Consider the following 21,283-nt stretch of genomic DNA (forward strand, 5'->3'; position numbering starts at 1 on the left):
CATGGCGAGGTTGGGCGGCCGAGACTCGCCATAAGCACAAGATCACGGCAGGTGGGCCGGGCTCCGCCGTCCGCGGGAGAGGCGGTGGGACCACCGGCGGCCGGGCTCCTCCACCCACCGGTAACTCGCCGCGGCCAGCAGCACGGTCCCGATCGTCACCGGAACCGCGTCCAGCCAGAACGATCCGGTGAAGATCTCCTGGCCGGTGAAGTCGCGCCACAGGTAGAGCACCATGAACTGCCACAGGAACACGCCGTAGGAGATCCGTCCCAGGAACTGGCACACCCGGTGCCGCAGCAGCGAGTCCAGCCACCGGCCGCCGCGCCAGGCCCGCGCCTCCCGCAGCGGCAGCGGCTCCCCGACCGGGCGCGGCGCCAGCGCGCACGGGGCGATCAGGAAGAACGCGAACCCGATCCCGGCCAGCGAGTCCACGGCCGAGGTCCAGATGCCGCCGGAGCCGATGAAGCGGCCGCCGGAGGCCTCGGTGGCCTTCAGCGCGAAGAACCCGCCCGCGACCAGCCAGCACACCCCGGGGGAGGAGCCGACGGTCCGGCACAGGCGGCGCACCGGGCCGTCCGTGCCGGGTTCGCGCCAGGCCCACTCCGAGAGCACGGCCAGCGCCATACCGGCGGCGAACAGGCCCGCGGCCCGGGGCAGCCAGGCGTGCATGTACTCGCGGGGCTCGGGATAGAACTGCGGGACCAGCGCGGCCAGGCCCAGCAGCGCCATGACCCCCAGGCCCACGAGCAGCCGCCGCCCCCGGGCGTCCACGCCCCGGCCGCCGCGCGCCCACAGGGCCAGGAACAGCCCGAACAGCGGGAGCAGCAGGTAGAAGCTGACCTCCACCGACAGGCTCCACATCTGGCCGAGGCCGTAGGGGCCGGTGCCCACCCACGGCGGGTCGGTGTTGAAGGGGAAGGTGAGGGTGAGGACCTCCCACCAGTACCGCGGCGATCCGAGTTCGTCCCGGGAGTAGACCAGCAGCGCCGTCACGGCCACCAGCCAGTAGGCGGGCAGGACGCGCACGGCGCGGCGCCACAGGTAGGGGCGGGCGCGCGGCCCGCGCACCCCGTCCAGGGCCGCGCGGGCCCAGGGCCGGTACAGCAGCACGCCCGAGAGCGCGAAGAACAGCGGCACGGCCACGTCGAAGGCGGACAGCAGGCCGCCCAGGACCCCCGGCGCGAGGGAGTCGCCGGTCTCGGTGGCCACGTGGAAGACCAGGACCATCAGGGCGGCCACCGCGCGGACGCCGTCGAGGGCCTCGTGGCGGCCGTCGACCTGAGGCAGCAGCAGCGAGGGGTCGGGGGTGCGCGCGCTGACGGGGTGGGCACCGGCGGCAGGGTCCCCGGGCGCGGAGGAGGAGGTGGGCGCCATGGGCCTTCCAGGACTGGATAGAGGGCGGAACGAGTTTCACTAGAACGCGTTATAAAAATTTCGACACGCCCTGGTGACGTCGTTCGCTACTGGGCAGTACTCTACCCGGAACTGAACCTAGTTCCACTAGACCCAGTTCCAGATCTGGACTCTCATACGCCCAGGAGGGCACATGCGCCGTACCGTTGCGGTCGTTCTCGTCGCGTTTGGGGTCTTCTTCCTCGCCTTTGCCCCCATGATGCGCACGTGGTTGTCGAGCTCCCTGATGAAGACCCCTCTGGACTACTACAGCGAAACAGTCCTCGAAGCCGACGGGGCCACCTACTTCAACATCGAGGACGTCGAGCTCGTCGAGGACGCCACCCTGGAGGCGCGTTCGACCATCCGGGCCGACGTGGCCTCCAGCACCGACGAGACGGTGGTGTGGGACCAGTTCACCTGGGTCAGGGACGCCGAGACCGACTTCGGCATCACCTCCAGCAGCCGCCGCGCCGGACACGACCGCGTCACCGGGGAGACGGTCGACTGCTGCGACGCCATGGTCAACGACGAGTCCGTCGCCCAGAGCGGCCAGGCCTGGAAGTTCCCCTTCTTCACCGAGCAGCGCGACTACGACTTCTTCGAGACCACCGCGCGTGAGGTCGTCCCCATGGAGTTCCAGGGGACCGAGGAGGTCGGAGGGGTCGAGACCTACAGGTTCGTCCAGGAGGTCGAGGGCGAGGTCATCGGCGAGCGCACCCTGCCCCGCTCGGTGGCCGGGATGGAGGGCGAGGGCGACGTCACCGGAGACGAGGTCTTCTCCATCACCCGCACCTACTGGATCGAGCCCGTCACCGGCTCCCCCCTCAAGATCAGCGAGGACCAGAACCGCGTCGTCGTCGTGGACGGCGAGGAGGTCCTGACCCTGTTCGACGCCGAACTCGTCTCCAACGACGAGTCCGTCCAGAACGCGGTCGCCAACTCCGAGCAGGGGCGCACCGTGCTCCCCCTCCTCCAGACCACCCTGCCCGTCGCCTGCCTCGTCGTCGGTGTCGGATTCATCGGCATCGCTGTCGTCCTGTTCGCCACGGGCCGCCGTCGTGACCACCACAACTGACCCCCGCGCCCGTCCCTCGCCGACGCGTCCGACCAGGCGCGTCGGTGTGCGGCCCTCCGACCCCCGGCCGCGGTGACGGAGAGGACGCGGGCCACGGGACCGGCGGCGGCCGGGGCGCCGCGCGGCGACGGGGGGACGGTCGGCGCGCTCGTCCGCGCGTGCCGCCCCCGGCAGTGGCTCAAGAACCTCCTGGTCCTGGCCGCGCCCGCCGCGGCCGGAGCCCTGACGCAGCCCGGGGCGCTGCTGACCAGCGCCGCGGTGTTCGCCCTGTTCTGCGCGGCCGCCAGCGGCACCTACCTGCTCAACGACGTCCACGACGCGCACCGCGACCGCGCGCACCCGCGCAAGCGCCACCGCCCGGTGGCCTCCGGCGCGCTCCCCGTCCCCGCGGCCGTCGCGGCCGGGATCGCGCTCAGCGCCGCCGCGCCGCTGGCCTCCCTGGCGCTGGGCGACCCCGTGCTGTCCGTCCTGGTCGCCGGGTACGTGCTGCTCACACTCGTCTACACCCGCTACCTGCGGGACCTGGTGGTGTGCGACCTGGTCGCGGTCGCCTCCTGCCACGTGCTGCGCGCGGTGGCGGGCGGGGTGGCCGTCGGCGTGCCGCTGACCTCGTGGTTCGTGATCGTGGTGTCCCTGGCCGCGCTGCTCGTGGTGGTCGGCAAGCGCGAGGCCGAACTGCGCGCGACCGGTGCCGCGACCGCCGCGACCGGCGATGTCCCCGGGGAACCGGCCGCCGCGGCGGCCGTGGTCCGGCCCGCCCTGCGCGGCTACAGCACCGCCTACCTCTCCCAGACCCGCACCATGGCCTCGGGCGCCATGATCGTCACCTACTGCCTGTGGGCGCTGGAACCGGGCGACGGGCACAGGACGCTCTTCCACGCGCTGAGCATCGTGCCGTTCATCATGTTCGTTCTGCGCTACAACCTGCTCGTGGACCGGGGCGTGGGGGAGGAGCCGGAGGAGATCGCCCTGCGCGACCGGCCCCTCCAGCTCGCCCTCTGCGGACTCGCGGTCCTGGTCGCAGCGGGGATCCACCTGTGAACCAGCCGCCGCCGGGACGGCCGGTCCTCCTGCGGGGGTGGGGGCGCACCGCGCCCACGGCCGCACGCGTGGTGCGCCCCCGCACACCTGCCCAGGTCGCCGAGGCGCTCGCCCTGGCGGGTGAGCGCGGGGCGCTGCCGCGCGGGCTCGGGCGCTCCTACGGCGACGCCGCCCAGGACGCGGGGGGACTGGTGCTGGACTGCACCGGGCTCACCGGGCCCGTGCGCGTGGACGCCGAACGCGGCGAGGTCACCGCCCCCGCGGGCACCAGCGTGGACGCCCTGCTCTCCCGCCTGTTGCCCCGCGGCCTCTTCGTCCCCGTCACGCCCGGGACCCGCCGCGTCACCCTGGGCGGGGCGGTCGCCGCCGACGTCCACGGCAAGAACCACCACGCCGACTCCTCCCTGGGCGCGCACCTGCGCTCCCTCACCCTGGTCACCCCGGACGGGCGCACGCGCCGTCTGGGTCCGGAGCCCGGCGGCGACCCCGACCTGTTCTGGGCGACCGTCGGCGGCATGGGCCTGACCGGGGTGGTCACCGAGGCCACCCTGGGCGTGTTTCCGGTACGGACCGCGTACATGCGGGTGGACACCGACCGGACGCGGGACCTGGAGGCCACGCTGGAGCTGATGGCGCGTCCCGGCCACCGGTACTCGGTGGCCTGGCTGGACCTGTTCGCCCGCGGGAGCGGCCTGGGCCGGGGCGTGGTCACCCGCGCCCACCACGCGCAGCCGGGCGACCTCCCGGCGCCGCTGCGCCGCGATCCGCTGCGGTACCGGAACACGAGCCTGCCCGTGCCGCCCCTCACCCCGCCGGTGGCGGCCCTGAACCGGTGGACCGTCGGCGCGTTCAACGCCCTCGAACACGGCCGGGCGCCCAGGAGGCGGCGCGGCCGGGTCCAGCCGGTGGGCGGCTACTTCCACCCGCTGGACGCCCTCGACGGGTGGAACCGGCTGTACGGGAGGCACGGGGCCGTGCAGTACCAGTTCGTGGTCCCCTTCGGCGCGGAGGACGCCCTGGCGTGGATCGCCGGGGAGCTGTCGCGCACGCGCGCGCCGTCGTTCCTGGCGGTCCTCAAGAGGATGGGGCGGCCGACGCCGGGGCCGCTGTCCTTCCCCCGGCCGGGGTGGTCGCTGGCCGTGGACCTGCCCGCCGACCTGCCCGGCCTCGGCCCCCTGCTGCACCGCTTCGACGAGCGCGTGGCCGACGCGGGGGGCCGCCTGTACCTGGCCAAGGACAGCCGGGCCCGCCCCGAGGCCGTGCACGCCATGTACCCCGGTCTGCCCGCGTGGCGCCGCGTGCGGGAGCGGGCCGACCCGGGCGGGGTCCTGGTCTCGGACCTGGCCCGCCGACTGCGGCTGCTGTGACAGCGCGGCCCCTCGGTGACACGATGACGGCCGTCCCCGGACCTCTTCTCCGAACGAGCCTCAGCGCGAGAGGGGGTGTTCGGGTGCCCACGGGGTTCTGGAGGTGGCGGAGGTGAGACTGCGAGGGACGAGCCGTCTCACCGGAGGCGCCGAAGGCTCCCGCATCGAAGGGCGCCCGAACAAGGAGAGCGCTGCGCGTAGCGTCTGTTGAGGGTGGTAGCCCGCCCCGTCGCGAAGCGCCCCCGGCGGGCGACGGGCGGGCCGAAGCGAAGCGGAGGCCCAGAAGAAACACGAACCTCCGGAAAGGCAGGGACAGCCGTGCGCGACTCGGTGGGAGCGGTGCGGAGCGTGCTGCTGCTTGGCGGCCGCAGCGAGATCGGCCTGGCCATCGTCGAACGGCTGGTCCGCGAGGGCGCCCGCGAGGTGGTGCTGGCCGCCCGGGGCGGGGTGGCCTCCCCGCCGGGCGCGCTCACCGCGCTCGGGGCGCGGGTGTGCTCGGTGGACTTCGACGCCGGTCTGCCCGACACCCACACCGGTACCGTGGCGGCCGCGGTGGCGCTGGTGGGCGACCTCGACGTGGTGGTGGACGCGTTCGGGGTGCTGGGCGAGCAGTCCGAGTACGAGGCCGACCCGGCCGCCGCCGCCCGCGCCGCCGCCGTCAACTACACCGGGCACGTGTCCGCCGACCTGGCCGTGGCCGCCCGCCTGCGCGGGCAGGGACACGGGACGCTCGTGGTGCTCTCCTCCGTGGCGGGGGTGCGGGTGCGCAGGTTCAACTTCGTGTACGGGTCGGCCAAGGCGGGCCTGGACGGCTTCGCGCAGGGGCTGGCCGACTCCCTGCACGGGTCCGGCGCACGGGTGCTGGTGGTGCGGCCGGGCTACGTGCCGACGCGGATGTCGGCGCACGTGGCGCCCGCGCCCTTCCCGGCCACCCCGGGCCAGGTCGCGGACGCGGTGTCGGCAGGACTGCGCTCGGGGGCCACCACCGTGTGGGCGCCGCGCGTGCTCCAGCCGCTCTTCGCGGGGATGCGGCTGCTCCCGCGCCCGCTGTGGCGCCGTCTGGGCCGCTGATGCCGGGCGCCGTCGCGGGCGGTCCTCCCGGGGCGGTCGTTTCGGGGGCGCCCCGCGCCGGTCGCCCCTCCGGGAGGCGGCCCGGGCCCACCGTGAGCTGGACACCGGCCACGGGCGCGGCAGGACCGTCCTGCTCCCCTGAGGCGGTGGCGGAACGCCCGTGCGTCCCGCCGCCGAAGCCCAGCGGTCCGCCGGAAGCGGGAACCCCGGGCGCCGCGCCAGCGACGCCTCCGGTCAGCGCGCGCCCGCCTCCTCGGCGGTCAGCCGGTAGAACGCCAGCGGTACCAGGCAGCACAGCATCACCGCGGCGGGCACCAGCGTGCTGCCGACCAGCATGCCGCGCAGCGCCTCGTCGCTCTGCCGGACCATGTCCCCGGCCCCGGACTCCACGTAGCCGCTCACCGCCAGGGCCAGCGACAGCAGCCCGGTTCCCACCGACTGCGCCATGGCCTCCCCAGCGGTCCACACGCCCGAGAGCACGCCGCCCTGCCGCCGCCCGGACGCGTCGGTGGTGGCCAGGCAGTCGGCCAGCATCGACCACGGCAGCAGCGTCGTCCCGGACAGGCCCACGCCCACCAGCACGGAGGACAGCACGGCGCCGGGGAAGCCCCAGAGCGGGATGAGCAGCAGACCCAGGCCGCCCAGGGCGAACACCGCCGCCGCGTACCCGGCGGCGCGGCGCTTGTCCACGCGCAGGGACAGCCGCCGCCACAGCGGGGCCGACGCGATCAGCGGCACCAGCACGCACACCATGAGGACGCTCGTGTAGCCCGGGTTCCCCATGACGTTGGCCGTCACGTACGGCACGCCCGCGACCATGGTGCCGCTCGCCGTGGCCATCAGGAGGTTGGCGGGGAAGAGCACCCGGAAGTGCCGGTGGGCGAAGGCCACCCGCAGCTGGGTCGCCAGACCCTCCGTGCGGTGCGCGAACACCGGGCGCGGTGCCCGGCGCGTGCCCACCACCGAACCCAGCATCGACACCAGCACCACGCAGCCCATGAGCAGGCCCATCAGCCGGTACCCGGCCACGGGGTCCGCGGGGGCCGACTGGACGACCGGGGCCAGGGCGCCGCCCAGCATCAGGGCGAGCCCCACGAACGCGGTCCGCCACGTGTTGAACGTGGAGCGCTCGTGGTAGTCGGAGGTGATCTCCCCGGGCATGGCCGTGTGCGGCACCTGGAACACCGACGAGGCCAGCGCGGCGGCCACGAACACGGCCGCCACGTACACCGCGGCGGAGCCCCCCTCCAGCGGCGGACCGGCGAACATCGCGGCGAACAGCACCGGCAGGGTCAGCGCCCCGGCCAGCATCCACGGGCGCCGCGGACCCCAGGGTGAACGCGTCCTATCCGACCAGATTCCGATATACGGACTGACCAGAAGATCGACCACCTTGGGCAGGAGCACCACCGCCCCGGCCAGGGCGGGGCTCACCGCGAGCGTGTCGGTCAGGTAGATCAGGAGCAGCAGCCCGGGCACCGTGTTGAAGATCCCCGTGGCCACCGCGCCGCTGCCGTACCAGGCGTGCACGGAACGGGGCAGCGGGGCACCGGGCCCGCTGACCGTGCCTCGGGCGGTGGGCCCGGCGCCATCGGACGCGGAGCCCACGGGTCCGGTACCCCCGGACGCCGCGGAGCCGGTCGCGGCCGTCACGCGCGCCCGTCCGAGGAGGCCTCGGCCGGAGCCTCCCGTGGCTCCGGAGCCGCGGGAAGCTCCACGGCTTCCGAGGCAGCGCCGTCCCTCCCGCCGCCGTCGCCGTACAGCTCCTCGTGGCCCACCGGGTCCACGTCGTGCGCCACGGGGCAGCCCGCCGGGAAGGTGCCGATCCGGTTGACGTCGTACCCCCGCGGGTAACTGCGGATGTTCGGGTTGCCGTCCGCCCACAGCGGCTCCTCGCGCGGCTTCATCCGGCGCACCACCAGGGCCCGCAGCCTCAGCGCCAGGTCCGCCGCCCGCCGCCAGGCCCTGCTGGGCGGCTCGTAGCGGAAGGTCTCGATGAGCGACTCGTCCAGGATCGCCATGGAGAACTTCCGGGCCAGTCCGGACACGCGCTGCGGGTAGAAGGACACCATCAGGTCGAGGGTGGCGTCGGAGACCGCCCGGCCGCCCTCGGTGTAGGCGAAGTGCTCGCGCTCGTAGGAGTCGAGGAGGTCCCGGAACTGCTCGTAGGTCTCGGGGATGTCCTTGATCCCCATGTACCGGCCGAGCCTGCGGTAGTAGTGCGTGATCGCGGAGATCTCGTGCCCGCTCAGCCTGCGCCAGCCGTAGCCGTGGTCGTTGATCCAGCGCACCGGCATGACCACGAACGTGCTGAGCACGTACCGGTAGTCGTCGTTGCTGATGTCGTAGGAGCGGTGCATCTGGTTCATCCGGCGCAGCGCGTCGCGGCCCTGACCCGGCTCGAACCCGTACCGCATCATGTTGTTGAGGATCAGCGCGGTGTCGTCGTAGCGCTTCTGGGTGCTGCCGGTGAACTCGTTGGTCCGGCCCAGGAGCTCGCCGATGCTGGGCACGGCGTAGGTGCGGTACAGGGCGATGCCCAGCGCCCGGCCCATGTCCCAGGGGAACTCCTGGGAGTTGAGGATCTGCATGATCCGTACGCAGTCGGCCTCGTGGTCCAGGTGGTGGATCTCGTCTCTGAGGTCGAAACGCTTCATCTGTTTGTTGGGCGTGGATACCCCGCCCTTCAGGACGCGGAGGACACACCCGCTCCCTTCTCGTGACTTTGTGTTGGATTCTGCTCACGCGACCACAGGGCGGTCGCTACGGTGTGTGCCATGACCAGCAAGAGTGTGAAGCGGGCGTTTCGGTACCGCTTCTATCCGAGCGACGCGCAGGCGGCTGAGCTGTCGCGCACGTTCGGGTGTGTGCGCCTGGTCCACAACCGTGCTCTGGCCGAACACAGCGCCGCCTGGCAGCAGCGCCGGGAGCGGATGGGCTACTCCCAGACCTCGGCCATGCTCACCGCCTGGAAGAGGACCGAGGAGCTGTCCTTCCTCACCGAGGTCTCCTGCGTCCCGCTCCAGCAGACGCTGCGCCACCTGCACACCGCCTTTCGCAACTTCTTCGACCGGCGCGCGAAGTACCCGCGGTTCAAGTCCAAGAAGACGTCGCGCGCCAGCGCGGAGTACACCCGGTCCGCGTTCCGCTACCGCGACGGCCACCTGACCCTGGCCAAGATGGCCGAACCCCTGGACATCGTGTGGTCGCGGCCCCTGCCAAAAGGAGCACGCCCCTCCACGGTCACGGTCTCGCGTGACGCGGCCGGGCGCTGGTTCGTGTCCCTGCTGTGCGAGGACACCGTCGAGTCGGCTCCGGCCGCCAACGACGCGGTGGGTGTGGACATGGGTGTGACGTCGCTGGTGGTGTTGTCCACGGGGGAGAAGGTGGCCAACCCCCGCCACGAGCGACGCGACCGCGCCAGGCTGGCCAAGGCTCAACGGGCGCTGGCCCGTAAGGCCAAGGGCAGCGCCAACCGGGACAAGGCCCGCCGCAAAGTCGCGCGGGTGTGCGCCCGCATCACCGACCGCAGGCGCGACTTCCTGCACAAGCTCTCCACTCGACTCGTCCGCGAGAACCAAGCGGTCGTGATCGAGGACCTGGCCGTGCGCAACCTGGTCAAGAACCGCAGACTCGCCCGAGCGATCTCCGATGTGGCCTGGCGTGAGCTGCGCACCATGCTGGAGTACAAGTGCGCCTGGTACGGACGCGATCTGGTCGTGGTGGACCGGTTCCTCCCCTCCTCCAAGGCGTGCTCGACCCCCGGGTGCGCCTACGTGCACGCGTCGTTGCCGCTGCGTGTACGGACGTGGACGTGCCCCGGTTGTGGGGTGGCCCATGACCGGGATGTGAACGCGGCGCTCAATCTCGAAGCCGCCGGGCTGGCGGTTGGGGCCGGGCCCCCGCTGTGTGATCATGGCGAAGCCCACACAGTAGGGGCGGGAGCTGGTGTGAGACCTCAACGGGAGTCCTCCCGGACGGGGCGACCGGCAATGAAACAGGAAGGCCACGGGGCGACCCGTGACGAGGCCCTGGCCTCGAACCACCAGTAGGTGGTTCCGGATTCTCCTGCCTTCAGGCAGGAGAGGAAGTCAACTGCGGTTCCTTCGGGGAGAGGGGATCGGGGCCGGGGGCCGCTACCTCTGCGCGTCATCCTCGGAGGCCTGCGCGGACGCCTCCCCGCCCGCCGGTGCGACCGCCTGGTCCGGCGCGGGCACGCGGGCGCCCGTGGCGGCGACCTCGCGGGTCACCATGCCGTGCGGGACCGGGCAGCCCTGGGGGAAGGTGCCGATCCGGGACGGGTCGTAGCCCCGGGGGTAGCTGCGGATGTTGGGGCTCATCCTGGCCCAGCGCGGCTCCCGGCGCGGCGGCATCAGGCGCACCACCCTGGCCCGCAGCCTCAGCGCGCCCGCGCTCAGCCGCCGCCAGGCGGCGGAGGGCTCGGGGTAGCCGAAGGCGCGGATGAGCCGGTCGTCGAGCAGGGCCTTGGTGAAGGGGCGCACCAGGGGCCGCTGCCAGGCCGGGTAGAGGTCCACCATCAGCCCCAGGGTGGCGTCGGAGACGGCCCGGCCGCCCTCGGTGTAGGCGAAGTGCTCGCGCTCGTAGGAGTCGAGGAGTTCGAGGAACCCGGCGTAGTCCTCGGGGATGTCCTTGATCCCCATGTGCCTGCCGAGCTTGCGGTAGTAGTTGGTGTTGGCGGCGATCTCGTGGTCGCTCAGCCTGCGCCAGCCGTAGCCGTGGTCGTTGATCCAGCGCACCGGCATGACCACGAAGGTGCTCAGGACGTAGCGGTAGTCGTCGTTGCTGATGTCGTAGGAGCGGTGCATCTGGTTCATCCGGCGCAGCGCGTCACGGCCGCGGCCCGGACCGAATCCGTGCTCCATGATGTCGTTGAGGATCAGCGCCGTGTCGTCGTAGCGGTGCTGCGTGCGCTCGGTGAACTCGCGCGTGTGCGCCAGCAGCTCGCCGACGCTGGGCACGGCGTAGGTGCGGTACAGGGCCAGGCCCAGGGCCTGTTCGATGTCCCACGGGAACTCGTGGCTGCCGAGGATGCGCACGATCTGCTCACAGTCGTCCTCGGCGTCCAGGGCATGGATCCGGTCGCGCCACTCGAACCGCTTCATGGGTAACTCCAGTCACCTTCGTGCGGGCCCGCTCAGACGGGGCCGTGGTCTGCGGGTGTGGCGCGCCTCGCGGCGCTCCACGGGGCGCACTTTACCTGGAAGCTCCTTGTGTACAGCGGTTCTCGGATACCGAACGTGTCCGCAACCGGGCAGAGCGTCCGAAACCCCCGGCTTCGTCCCCGGCGGGCAGGGGTCCGTCCCCGGCGGGCGACACGAAGGGCGGGGGACAGGCCCCCGCCCCTTTCGTGAAGCACGTCCTAGGCGGCCATCCGCTCGGCCACCCGGTTCACCAGCGTCACCAGCACCCTCTTGGCCGACTCGCGCTCACGCGCGTCGCACAGCACGACCGGGATCGCGGGGTCCAGGCTCAGCGCGTCGCGGACCTCCTCGGGCTCGTACCGGTGGGCGCCCTCGAAGCAGTTCACCGCCACCACGAACGGCACGCCGCGCCGCTCGAAGAAGTCCACCGCCGCGAAGCACGTCTCCAGGCGGCGGGTGTCGGCGATGACCACCGCCCCCAGCGCCCCCTCGGACAGCTCCTCCCACATGAACCAGAACCGCTCCTGGCCGGGGGTGCCGAACAGGTACAGCACCAGGTGCTCGTTGATGGTGATGCGGCCGAAGTCCAGCGCCACGGTCGTGGTCGTCTTGGCCTCCACCCCCGACAGGTCGTCGATCCCGTAGCTGGCCTCGGTCATCACCTCCTCGGTGCTCAGCGGCGCGATCTCGCTGACCGATCCGACCATCGTGGTCTTACCGGCCCCGAAACCCCCCGCCACGAGGATCTTGAGCGCCGCCGGAACGGGCGCCTGCGTGTCGTCAGAGTCGCTGGATGCCATCGAGAACCGCCTGGAGTACGTCCCGGCTCACCGGGCTCTTCGCTGTGTAGGGGGCGCGGGCCAACGCGAGGCCGCGGTTGAGCAGGTCGCTGAGCAGGACCTTGACGACGGCCACCGGGATGTCCAGGTGCGCGGACACCTCGGCGACCGACTGGGGCCGTCGGCACAGCTCCAGGATGCGTATCTGCTCCGGCTCCAGCGCCATCTCGTCGACCTCGGCACGCTTGGCCGCGATCACGACGCTGATCATGTCCAGCTGCACGGTGTCGGCGTGGTCGCGGCCCTGCGCGATCACGTACGGCCGTACCAGCGGTCCGGCGTCCTGCTGCCCGGCCGCCGCGCCCTCGTCGTACCCGCCGACCGCGTCCCTCTGGGGCAGGCCGTGCGGCCCCTCCCCGGGTGGCAGCTCGTTGTGCGCTTGCATGGCGTCCCCTATCGCGTGGCTTCCCCGGAAGCGCCCTCGCGTCTGGGCGCGGCGTCCAGATAACGGCCCACCTGTTCGACCAGCACGTTCATCTCGTAGGCGATGAGGCCGACGTCGGCGCTCTCCTCGGCCAGCACCGCCAGGCACGCCCCGCGCCCGGCCCCGGTGACGAACAGGTACGCGTTCTCCATCTCCACGACGGTCTGGAGCACCTCGCCCCCGCCGAAGTGGCGGCCGGTGCCCCGGGCCAGGCTCTGGAACGCGGACGCCACCGCGGACAGGTGCTCGGCGTCCTCCTTGACCAGCTCGCGGGAGCGGCCGATCAGCAGCCCGTCGGCGGAGAGCACGATCGCGTGGCGGGATCCCACCGCGCGGTCGAGCAGCTCGTCCAGCAGCCAGTCGATGTCCTTCTTGCCCGCGCCGCTTCCACTGTCACGCTGGGCGCTTTCAGGAGTACTCGTCACGGTTACGTGTCCTTGTCGGTGTCGTTGGTCTGCTGCTTGCCTTCGCGCCGTCCGCGGTCCGTGCCCTTCTGGAACGCGGACATGTTCCGGCGCAGGCGCGCCAGACGCTCCTGGCCGTCCGGGGTCGCGTTCGCGGAGGACGCGCCGCCCGTCGCGGGACCGCTCCGGGTGTCGGCCACGGGGTCGGCGGCCAGCTGCGGAGCCAGGTTCTCCTGGGGCCGCCGCTTGGGCAGCGGCGGCCTCCCCCCGCCCGCCTCGACCATGGCGGGTGGTTCGGCCGCGGAGGGGGCGCCGGGGTCGGGGACCGCGCTGACGGTCGGGGTCCGGGTGGGCAGCGGCGTCCGGGTGGGCAGCGGGGGGTGGTCGCCGTCCGCGTCGAGGAGGTCCGTACCGCCCTCCGGCGCGGCCCCGGCCACCGGAGCCTCGGCGGTCACGGCGGTCACGGCGCCGTCCTCGTCCCCCTCGTCCCCCTCGTCCCCGGCGGAGTCCGCGGAGTCCGCGGAGTCCTCGTCCTCCCGGGCGGGAACCTCCTCCTTCGGCGCGGACACCGAGGTCAGCACGGGCTTGACGCGCCTGCCGGACGACAGTTCGCCGCCGGGCGTGCGGTCGAGGATCTCGCGCACGTCCCACGCGTTCTCGCCGCTCTCGTCGGAGGGCAGCGGGGAGCGGTCGCCGGAGATCAGCTCGTGCGGCAGCAGGACGATGGCCTGCACGCCCCCGTACGGCGACGGGCGCAGGTGCACGCGGATCCCGTGGCGGTGGGCCAGGTGCGAGACCACGAACAGGCCCAGGCGCATCTTCTCGTTCAGGCGCATCACGTCGAACTCGGGCGGGTTGGCCAGCAGCGCGTTCGCCGAGGCGAACTCGCTCTCGGTCATGCCCAGGCCCCGGTCCTCGATCTCGACCGTCACGCCGTTGGGCACGTCCTCGCTGCTCAGACGCACGTGCGTGTGCGGCGGCGAGAACATCGCGGCGTTGTCGACCAGTTCGGCGACCAGGTGGATGACGTCGGCCACGGCCGGGCCGTTGAGGTGCACGCGGGCGATCCGCTCCCGCTTGACGCGGGTGTAGTCGCCCGACTCGGAGATGGCGCCGCGCAGCACGTCGATCAGCGGCATGGGGCGGTGCCAGGTGCGGCCCGGCGCCTCGCCGCCCAGGATGAGCAGGTTCTCGGCGTTGCGGCGGGAGCGGGTGGCCAGGTGGTCGAGCTTGAACAGCTGGGCCAGCTGCTCGGGGTCCTCCTGCTCGCGCTCCATCCGGTCCAGCAGCCGCAGCTGGCGGTGGACCAGCGTCTGGCTGCGGTGCGCGATGTTGAGGAACACGCGGTTGACCCCCTGGCGCAGCTCCGCCTGCTGCACCGCCGCGTCGATGGCGGCGCGCTGCGCGGTGTTGAACGCCCCGGCGACGTCGCCGAGCTCGTCGTCGTCGGCGGCCAGTTGGGGAACGGCCGTGCAGGTGTCCACCTGCTCGCCCGCGTGCAGGCGGCGCATGAGGTCGGGCAGGCGGTGCTCGGCCATGTCGTTGGAGTCCTCGCGCAGACGCAGCAGGCGTTCGGTGAGCGTGCGCGAGGAGCGGCGGGCCAGCAGGAAGGCGGCCACGGTGACGACGCCGACGCCGAGGCTGCCCGCCACGGCGAGGAACACGGCCTGGTTGGCCTGAGCGCGGGTGACGTCCGCGGCGTACAGGGCCTCGTCGGCGCCGATCGCGGTGAGCTCGGTCAGGACGTGGTCGTAGGACTCGTCCCACGCGGCGTAGTCCACCGGCATGGACAGGTCCTGGACCTCGCTGGGCACCAGGGTCACCGGGTCGGTGACCGTCTCGGTGGTCGCCTGGCGGTCGATGATCTCGTCCTGCATGCGCTGGAGGTCGGCGTACTCCTGGCTCGCCAGCAGGTTCTCCAACCGGGCCTCCTGGCCCTCGCCCCCCAGGTAGTGGCCGTTGGCCGCGAGCATGCTCTCGTAGGAGCCGACCAGCTCGGTGAACCGGCGCTGGTCCTCCAGGGTCAGCTCGTCGGTGGCGAAGGCGCGGGCGACCCGGGCGTCGGACTGCGCGAACAGGTCGACCGTGCGGAACATGTACGTCGCGGTGAAGCTGGAGCTGACCGCGTTCCCGAGGTCGCCCTCGCGTGCCTGGCTGTCGAAGCTGTCGGCGCCGTGCAGGATCAGCTCGTTGTAGTAGTCCAGGACGTCGGCGCGGGAGGCCTCGCCCGCGTCGACCGCCGAGCGGATCTCGTCGATCTCGCCGTACTGCATGTGCAGCATCTCGATGTGGTGGCCGCTCTCGCCGGGGGCGATGTCGGCGAAGCCGATGAGCTCACCCACGACCGCGCCCAGGGAGGCGTCGGTGCTCTCGCGCGACTCGGCCAGCTGGCCCTCGATCTCCGCGTTCCCGGGGTTCTCGATGTGGGCGATCGTGTGCGACCGCTCCTGCATCACGTCCACGAGGCCGACCGCGGCGGGGGTGACAAGTTCGCCGGTGGCGTTGGCGCGGAGGATCTGGATGACCGCGTCTCCGGCGAGGGCCGCGGTGAGGGCCAGCCAGAGCACCACCAGGGCGGTGGTGGGGATCATGACCATTGCGCGGATGCGGGAGGTGATGCTCCGACCGCGTCGCTTGGGTACTGCCTGCACGGTTCTCCTGTCGATCCGCGTCCGGGGTCTTCTGGGGGTGGGGGGCCGCGGCCGCCGGGGGAGGCGGCGCGTCCCGGCCCGCCTGTGCGCGGTCTCGTGTCCCGCGGGCTGCGTCCGTCGGGGGTTCTCGACACGGGACGTACCGCAGGGTAACCACAAACGCGGCATTTCGGCGTGGGGGATCGTATCTCGCCGGTGAAACGCTGAAATATCGGGTGGTGGGGGCAGTCTGCCATGGGAGGCGAGAATGTCCACTTCTCGGGTGACTGGTAGGGGTGTTTCCTCCTGTGAAGCATTGTGACAATAGGGCAAAGGTCACATATGGCGGAGAGTATGGCAAGTCCTGCTCCGGGTGACCGGCATCGCCCTCCCCGGACCCGGTCGCCGCCGCGCGATGTCCGTGTTCGGCACGCGCACCGGCGCCGCGCCTACTAGCGTGGCGTGCCGGAGAGAGTGCGCCGCGTGACGGGGGATGTGTATGGGCCAGCCGCGTGACGGGGGACCGGTCGCCGTGGAGGTCGCGGTCGTGGGAGTCCCGCTGCTGGTGGTCTGCGCGGCGGCGCTCTACCTGGGCCTACAGTACCGCCGCTACGGCCGTCCGCGCGGCTGGCCGGGCCTGTGCACCGCGGCCGCCCTGGCCACCGCCGTCGGTCTGGCGGCGTACGCGGTCTGGCCGCTGCCCGCCTCCGTCGACGGCCTGTGCGTGGACCCCCTCGGCGACGGCAGCTCCGGCCGGGGGGTCCTTCCCGCGCCCGGGCAGGAGGCGGGTCCACTCGCCCTGTTCCTGGCGGTCGGCCTGTTGGCCCGGCACCGTTTCCGCCGCGGTGCCGCGGTCACCGTGCTGACGGGGACGGCCCTGGCCGCGGCCGTGGTCGCCGTCCGCGCCACCGGCCTCCTGGGCCTGTACCCGTGCGCCTACGCCGAGGCTCCTCCCGGGCTCGTGGTCTGGGGCGCGGCCGCGACCCTGTTCGGCTGGCTGCTCGCCCGGTGGGCGCTCCCGCCCGGGTACGCCCGGGGCTGGCCCGCGGCCGTCGCGGACCGCGCCGCGCCCGGGCCGGTGCGCAGGCTCACCGGAGCCCTGCTCGACCTGGGCCTGTGGTGGTTCGGCGCGGCGGCCCTCGCCGCCCTGGCGCACGCGCTCGGCGCCACGGAGCCGGGAACCGGGACGCGTACGGCCGCCCTGCTGTGCCTGGGCACGGTCCTGGGCACGGTCCTGGCCGCGGTCCCCGCGCTGACGCGCCGCGACCGCGCCACCCCGGGGGCCGCCTCGGTGCGGCTGGCGCTGCGCGAACGCGGGTACCCGGCTCCGGCGGCCCGCTGGCGGGTCCTGACGCGCACCTGCCTGCTCCAGGGACCCGTCGCCGTCCTCCTCGCCCTGGGCCTGCCCTGGTACGCGCTCGCCGTGGCCGCGGTGCACGTCAGCAGCGTTCTGGTCCGGCCCGACGGCGCGGGCGTGGCCGACCTGCTGTGCGGCGTGCGCGTGTGCACCCGCGCCACCCTGGACGGGGCCCTGCCCTCACGCATGGTCCGCTACTCCGCCCCGCGCGGGGAGTCCGTGGCCGCGGGGCGGAGCGGGGGGTGAGAAGCGAAGGCGGGTTCCGAAGCACCTGCGGCCCGGTGGACCGGCCGGAAACGTCGCCTATGTGGCCGGAGGGCCCCGGCCTGGATGATCTTGTACCTGTGGCGGGGCTCGACGGTCGGGACGCGCCACAAGTACAAGATCACGGTGTGCGGGTCGGGTCTCAGGTCAACGCGGTCAGCGCCAGGCCAGGTAGCCCAGCAGCAGCCCCGTGAACACCAGGACCGCGCCCAGGCCGCCGAACAGCACCCGCACGTAGTGCGACAACCAGGGCGCGGACACGATCCGCGCCCGCTCGGGCGCGTCGGGGTCGTAGGCGACGGTCACGATCTCCCCGGCGCGGGAGGCCGTCCACCCGGTGTTCTCGTGCTCGGCGTGCACCTCGTGCCCGTCCTCGGTGCGGAACTGCACGATCATCCGGGAGGCCGTGGAGGTCTCGTGGTAGCCGATCACGCGTGCCTTGGCGCGCATCCCGTGGCGGCGCAGCCGCAGTTCCAGACGCGTGTCACGCGTCACCGCCCAGAGCATGACCACCCCGGCCAGGAGCGGGATCAGGGGGTAGAGGGTGGCCATCGCGAAGTACGTCCTCTCAGGTGTCCGGAGTGCTCGTCCGGTCGGGGGAGGCGGCGGGGCCGACCAGGCCGCCGACCATGCGGGCCAGCGCCGTGTGGACCTCCTCGACGGGGCGCCCGGGCTGGAGCGTGCGCCAGTCCAGGGCCACTGTCACCACCATGCCGAACAGGGCGGACCCCGCGAGGCCGGTGTCCAGGTCCGGTCGCAGCGCCCCCTCCGCGGCCAGGTCGTCCAACAGGCCGGTGATGACCCCGATCGCCTCGGTGCGGATCTGGAGGACCGTGGCGTACCAGGCCCGGTTGGTCCGCCAGGCCTCCGCCATGAGCAGGCGGGCCAGGGACTCGTGCTCGCCGATGAACACCACTCCGGCGCGCAGCACGGCGGCGAGCGCCTCGCGGGGGGCGGTACCGGTCCCGGGAGGGGGACCGCGTCCTTGAGCGTGTCGGCCAGCCGGGTCACGCCCCACTCCATCAGGGCCGCGTACAGCTCGCTCTTGCCGCCGAAGTTGTAGTAGACGGTGCCCTTGGCCACCCCGGCGCGCTCGGCGATCTCGTCCACGGTCGTGGCGCCGTACCCCTGCTCGGATATCAGCGTGACCGCGGCCTCGAACAGGCGCCGCCGGGTGGCCTCGCGGCGGCCGCTCACGGGGTGGTCGGGCGTGCTCGCACTCATCCGGTCCATTCTCGCCCATACTCGTACAGGTCGCGCCATGTCCGCCGCCCCGGAGCACGTCACAGCTTCAGCGTCGGGTGGAGCGCGCCCATCGTCCACACGCGCTTGCGTTCCACGGTCCACCACGTGAGCAGCAGCGGCACCACCAGCCACAGCGCCATCACCCCGAACGCGGCCCGGACCAGGTCCGGATCGCCGCCGCCGATCATGTGGCGCAGCGCGGTCACGCCCCAGTGCAGCGGCAGGAACGGCCCCACGGCCTGGAAGAAGGCCGGGCTGGTCTCGATCGGGTACGTCCCGCCCGCCGAGGTCAGCTGGAGCACCAGCAGCGCCAGAGCCACCACCCGCCCCGCCGCGCCGAAGGCCACGTTCAGGTACTGCACCGTCGCGGCGAACGCGGCGGCGGTCAGCACCAGGAACGCGATCAGCAGCGGCCAGTTCCCCGCCTCCAGCCCCAGCAGCAGGTGCAGGGCGACCATCATGACCAGCACCTGGCCGACGCCGAGCACGAGCGGGGCGATCCGCCCGGCGAGCGCCACCCGCCAGGAGGGGGCCGAGGAGGCCAGGGCCCGCGAGGACAGCGCGGGCAGCACCATGAACACCACCATCGCGCCCACCCACAGCGACAACGGCACGAAGAACGGAGTGAACCCGGTCCCGTAGTCGGGCGCCTCGTTGGAGACGGCGCTGTCCAGCCGTACCGGACGGCTCATCGTCGAGGACGCGTCGTCGCGCCCCTGTTCGGAGTAGGTGGGGACCTGCTCCACGCCCTCGTCGAGCCCCTCGGCGAGCTCGTCGGAACCCGAGGCCAGCTCCTCCAGCCCCGAGTGCAGCTCGTCGGCGCCACTGCTGAGCTCGCCCAACCCCTCGTCGAGGTCACCCGCGCCGTCGGCGGACTCCGCCAGCCCGTCGCGCAGCCCCGCGGACCCCTCGGCCAGCTCGGCCAGGCCCTCGTCGAGTTCGTCGGCCCGGTCCCGGGCGTCCTCCGCCCTCTCCGCCATGGCGGGCAGGTCCTCCGAGAGCGCGGCGGCCTCCGCGCTCAGCGCCGCGGCGTCCTCGGCGGTCGCGGTGATCGCGTCGCGGTTGTCCTCGACGAACCCGGCCGCCGACTGGGCGGTGTCGACGGCCTCCTGGAGGTCGCACAGCAGGGTGTACAGGTCGGGGTCCGCGGTCTCCAGGTCGGGGTGCTCCTCCAGGTAGGACGCCAGGCGCCCGTCCACCTCCTCCAGGGCCGCGGTGTCGACCTCCGGCAGCTCCTCCAGGGCCGCGGACAGGGCTCCGGTCACCTCGGCGGCGGTCGCGGCGTGCTCCTGGAGGGAGGGGATGTCCTCCTCCAGCCGGGGGAGCCACTCGTCGGCCAGCGCGTCGAGCTTGTCCACCTGGGCCGAGACCTCCTCGGAGGCGGTCGCGGCACCGCTGGCCAGCTCCTGCGAACCGGCGTACAGCTGGTCGAGGCCGCCGCTGAGCTCCCCGGCGCCCGCGTGCGCCTCGCCGACGCCTCCGGACAGTTCGGAGGAGCCCCCCTCGGCCTCGTCCGCGCCGCCGGAGAGCTCGTCGGCCCCCTCGGCGGCCTCCTCGGTCCTGTCGTGGATCTCGTTGAAACCGAGGAAGATCTGGTCCAGGTAGCCGTTGATCGCCGACGCCGCGGCGGCCTCCTGGATCTCCCGGAACGCGCTTCCGGCCAGCTGGCGGACGATGAAGCTGTTGGAGTCGTTGTAGTGCGCCTCCAGGGTCGCGGGGGAGGGGGACTCCCGGGCGCGGGAGGGCGAGGTCAGGTCGGCGCTGAAGTCGGAGGGGATGGTCAGGGAGACGTAGTAGGTGCCGTCGGCGACACCGCGCGCGGCCTCCCGGGCGTCCACCGGGTGCCAGTCCAGGTCCCCCCGCTCCAGGAGGGTGTCGGTGAGCTCGCCCCCGGCGTCGACCTCGCGGTCCCCGACCTCGACCGGTTCGTCCTCGTTGACGAGGGCGACCGGCAGGCGCTCCATCCTGCCGAAGGGGTCCCAGAACGACCACAGGTACATCCCCGAGTAGAGCAGGGGGATGAGCAGGAGCGCGGCCAGCGCCGCGGCGGGCAGCGGCGAGCGCAGGAAGGAGCGTACGGTCAGCAGCCCGAGCCGGGGCACCGCGAGGGGGCGCACGAGCGGGCGCGAACGTCTACGCCCGGCCACGGTCCCCGCCCTCCTCCCGGCCGCCGCACAGGATGTCCAGGCCGACGTGGCGGCGGTGCCGTCCGCGGCGCCCGCCGGTCCCCGGAGCCACGGCGGTCGCGCCACCGGTGCCGCGGTCCTCCGAAGCGTCCGTGCCGCCGGGGGCGCCCGCGCTTTCGGTTCCGGTGCCCGTTCCGGAGGCGGACGGGTCCCCCGTGTCCTGGCGCAGCGGGATCGGCCCCTGGGTGTCCGGTCCGGCGACCCCGGCCAGCTCGTCGGAGTCGGCGCAGGTGGCGACCACCGTCAGCCCGTCGTCCGACAGCTCCTTGAGGGTGCGCCACAGGTCGGCCTGGTGCCCGGGGTCCAGGCCGCCGTCGACGTCGTCGACGGCCAGCAGCCGGGGTTCGGCCAGCAGGGCCAGGGCCAGCCCGAGGCGGCGCCGTTCGAGCATGGACAGCTCCCGCACCAGCGACCGGCGGTCGAGCCCGCCCAGCCCCGCGGCCTCCATGGCCTCGTCGGCCAGGCTCCGAGCGGCGGGGCGCATGCGCAGCAGCAGCCCCTCGGACAGGTGCTCGCGGACCCGGAGCCGCTCGTCCAGGGGGTTGACCTCGTCCATCAGCCCGAGCGAGCTGATCCGGCGGACCCGGCGCGCGTGCCGGGGCAGGGCGTGGCCGTCCACGTGCAGCGTCCCCTCCGAGGGGCGCATCCGGCCGGTCAGGGTGAGCAGCAGGGCGCTGCGCCCGCCCCCCGAATCGGCCCGGAAGACGGTGAGCGTGCCCGGCCGGGCCGTGAACCCCACCCCCGTGTACACGGGGCCCTCCCGGGTGGCGAGCCCGACGCCCTCGGCCTGTACACGAGCTCCGGTTGCCCGACGCATCCCTCG

Annotated in this window: 17 protein-coding genes and 1 pseudogene; 6 read left to right on the forward strand and 12 right to left on the reverse strand. The window is 73.1% G+C overall.

From position 1 onward, the window contains the following. Positions 1 to 42: 42 nt before the first annotated feature. Complete coding sequence (locus FYW99_RS16225) at positions 43 to 1,374, reverse strand: acyltransferase family protein (RefSeq protein WP_150252871.1); 1,332 nt, start codon at positions 1,372 to 1,374, stop codon at positions 43 to 45. Between the two features lie 172 nt (positions 1,375 to 1,546). On the opposite strand from FYW99_RS16225, the gene FYW99_RS16230 reads away from it, so the two are divergent. From FYW99_RS16230 to FYW99_RS16245, 4 genes are all read left to right on the forward strand, one after another. Beyond that, positions 1,547 to 2,470 carry a cell envelope lipid trafficking protein PgfA gene (locus tag FYW99_RS16230; protein WP_150252872.1) on the forward strand — a complete coding sequence of 308 codons (924 nt, stop codon included), beginning with the start codon at positions 1,547 to 1,549 and terminating at the stop codon, positions 2,468 to 2,470. Positions 2,471 to 2,542: 72 nt separating this feature from the next. Further along, positions 2,543 to 3,511 carry a decaprenyl-phosphate phosphoribosyltransferase gene (locus FYW99_RS16235; RefSeq protein WP_150252873.1) on the forward strand — a complete coding sequence of 323 codons (969 nt, stop codon included), beginning with the start codon at positions 2,543 to 2,545 and terminating at the stop codon, positions 3,509 to 3,511. After that, the gene (locus FYW99_RS16240; RefSeq protein WP_150252874.1) at positions 3,508 to 4,878 is read left to right on the forward strand and encodes an FAD-binding oxidoreductase; all 1,371 of its coding nucleotides are present in this window, start codon (positions 3,508 to 3,510) and stop codon (positions 4,876 to 4,878) included. Before FYW99_RS16235 ends, FYW99_RS16240 begins: the two co-directional genes overlap by 4 nt. A 318-nt stretch (positions 4,879 to 5,196) precedes the next feature. Next, a complete protein-coding gene (locus FYW99_RS16245; protein ID WP_150252875.1) occupies positions 5,197 to 5,949 on the forward strand; it encodes an SDR family NAD(P)-dependent oxidoreductase in 753 nt (250 codons plus the stop codon). 234 nt (positions 5,950 to 6,183) lie between these two features. On the opposite strand, the gene FYW99_RS16250 is transcribed toward FYW99_RS16245, so the two are convergent. Both FYW99_RS16250 and FYW99_RS16255 read right to left on the reverse strand, forming a co-directional pair. Next, a complete protein-coding gene (locus FYW99_RS16250; RefSeq protein ID WP_150252876.1) occupies positions 6,184 to 7,557 on the reverse strand; it encodes an MFS transporter in 1,374 nt (457 codons plus the stop codon). Between the two features lie 41 nt (positions 7,558 to 7,598). Continuing rightward, positions 7,599 to 8,606: an oxygenase MpaB family protein gene (locus FYW99_RS16255; RefSeq protein ID WP_150252877.1), complete on the reverse strand. Its 1,008-nt coding sequence runs from the start codon at positions 8,604 to 8,606 to the stop codon at positions 7,599 to 7,601. 120 nt (positions 8,607 to 8,726) lie between these two features. On the opposite strand from FYW99_RS16255, the gene FYW99_RS16260 reads away from it, so the two are divergent. Then, entirely contained in the window at positions 8,727 to 10,001 is a 1,275-nt protein-coding gene (locus FYW99_RS16260) for an RNA-guided endonuclease InsQ/TnpB family protein (protein WP_190394681.1), read from the forward strand. Positions 10,002 to 10,085: 84 nt separating this feature from the next. On the opposite strand, the gene FYW99_RS16265 is transcribed toward FYW99_RS16260, so the two are convergent. The 5 genes from FYW99_RS16265 to FYW99_RS16285 form a co-directional block, all read right to left on the reverse strand. After that, a complete protein-coding gene (locus FYW99_RS16265; RefSeq protein WP_150252878.1) occupies positions 10,086 to 11,072 on the reverse strand; it encodes an oxygenase MpaB family protein in 987 nt (328 codons plus the stop codon). Positions 11,073 to 11,329: 257 nt separating this feature from the next. Further along, positions 11,330 to 11,911, reverse strand: coding sequence for a GTP-binding protein (locus FYW99_RS16270; RefSeq protein WP_150252879.1), 582 nt, complete (start codon positions 11,909 to 11,911; stop codon positions 11,330 to 11,332). Then, positions 11,892 to 12,335, reverse strand: coding sequence for a DUF742 domain-containing protein (locus FYW99_RS16275; protein ID WP_150252880.1), 444 nt, complete (start codon positions 12,333 to 12,335; stop codon positions 11,892 to 11,894). The genes FYW99_RS16270 and FYW99_RS16275 overlap by 20 nt, the downstream gene beginning before the upstream one ends. Before the next feature lie 8 nt (positions 12,336 to 12,343). Next, entirely contained in the window at positions 12,344 to 12,799 is a 456-nt protein-coding gene (locus FYW99_RS16280) for a roadblock/LC7 domain-containing protein (RefSeq protein WP_150252881.1), read from the reverse strand. Between the two features lie 2 nt (positions 12,800 to 12,801). After that, a complete protein-coding gene (locus FYW99_RS16285; RefSeq protein WP_150252882.1) occupies positions 12,802 to 15,429 on the reverse strand; it encodes a sensor histidine kinase in 2,628 nt (875 codons plus the stop codon). 478 nt (positions 15,430 to 15,907) lie between these two features. Between FYW99_RS16285 and FYW99_RS16290 the strand changes: the two genes are divergently transcribed. Beyond that, entirely contained in the window at positions 15,908 to 17,011 is a 1,104-nt protein-coding gene (locus FYW99_RS16290) for an antibiotic resistance protein VanZ (protein ID WP_150252883.1), read from the forward strand. A gap of 174 nt (positions 17,012 to 17,185) precedes the next feature. On the opposite strand, the gene FYW99_RS16295 is transcribed toward FYW99_RS16290, so the two are convergent. The 4 genes and pseudogenes from FYW99_RS16295 to FYW99_RS16310 form a co-directional block, all read right to left on the reverse strand. Continuing rightward, positions 17,186 to 17,581: a DUF3592 domain-containing protein gene (locus FYW99_RS16295; RefSeq protein WP_150252884.1), complete on the reverse strand. Its 396-nt coding sequence runs from the start codon at positions 17,579 to 17,581 to the stop codon at positions 17,186 to 17,188. Positions 17,582 to 17,597: 16 nt separating this feature from the next. Continuing rightward, positions 17,598 to 18,262, reverse strand: a pseudogene (locus tag FYW99_RS16300) (TetR/AcrR family transcriptional regulator). Between the two features lie 50 nt (positions 18,263 to 18,312). Further along, on the reverse strand, positions 18,313 to 20,421 hold the full coding sequence (locus FYW99_RS16305; protein WP_190394682.1) for a YhgE/Pip domain-containing protein: 2,109 nt from the start codon (positions 20,419 to 20,421) through the stop codon (positions 18,313 to 18,315). Next, positions 20,408 to 21,277, reverse strand: coding sequence for an ATP-binding cassette domain-containing protein (locus tag FYW99_RS16310; protein WP_150252885.1), 870 nt, complete (start codon positions 21,275 to 21,277; stop codon positions 20,408 to 20,410). Before FYW99_RS16310 ends, FYW99_RS16305 begins: the two co-directional genes overlap by 14 nt. Between the last annotated feature and the right edge of the window lie 6 nt (positions 21,278 to 21,283).

Origin of the sequence: Nocardiopsis deserti (genome assembly GCF_008638355.1) — a bacterium.
Lineage (GTDB): Bacteria > Actinomycetota > Actinomycetes > Streptosporangiales > Streptosporangiaceae > Nocardiopsis > Nocardiopsis alborubida.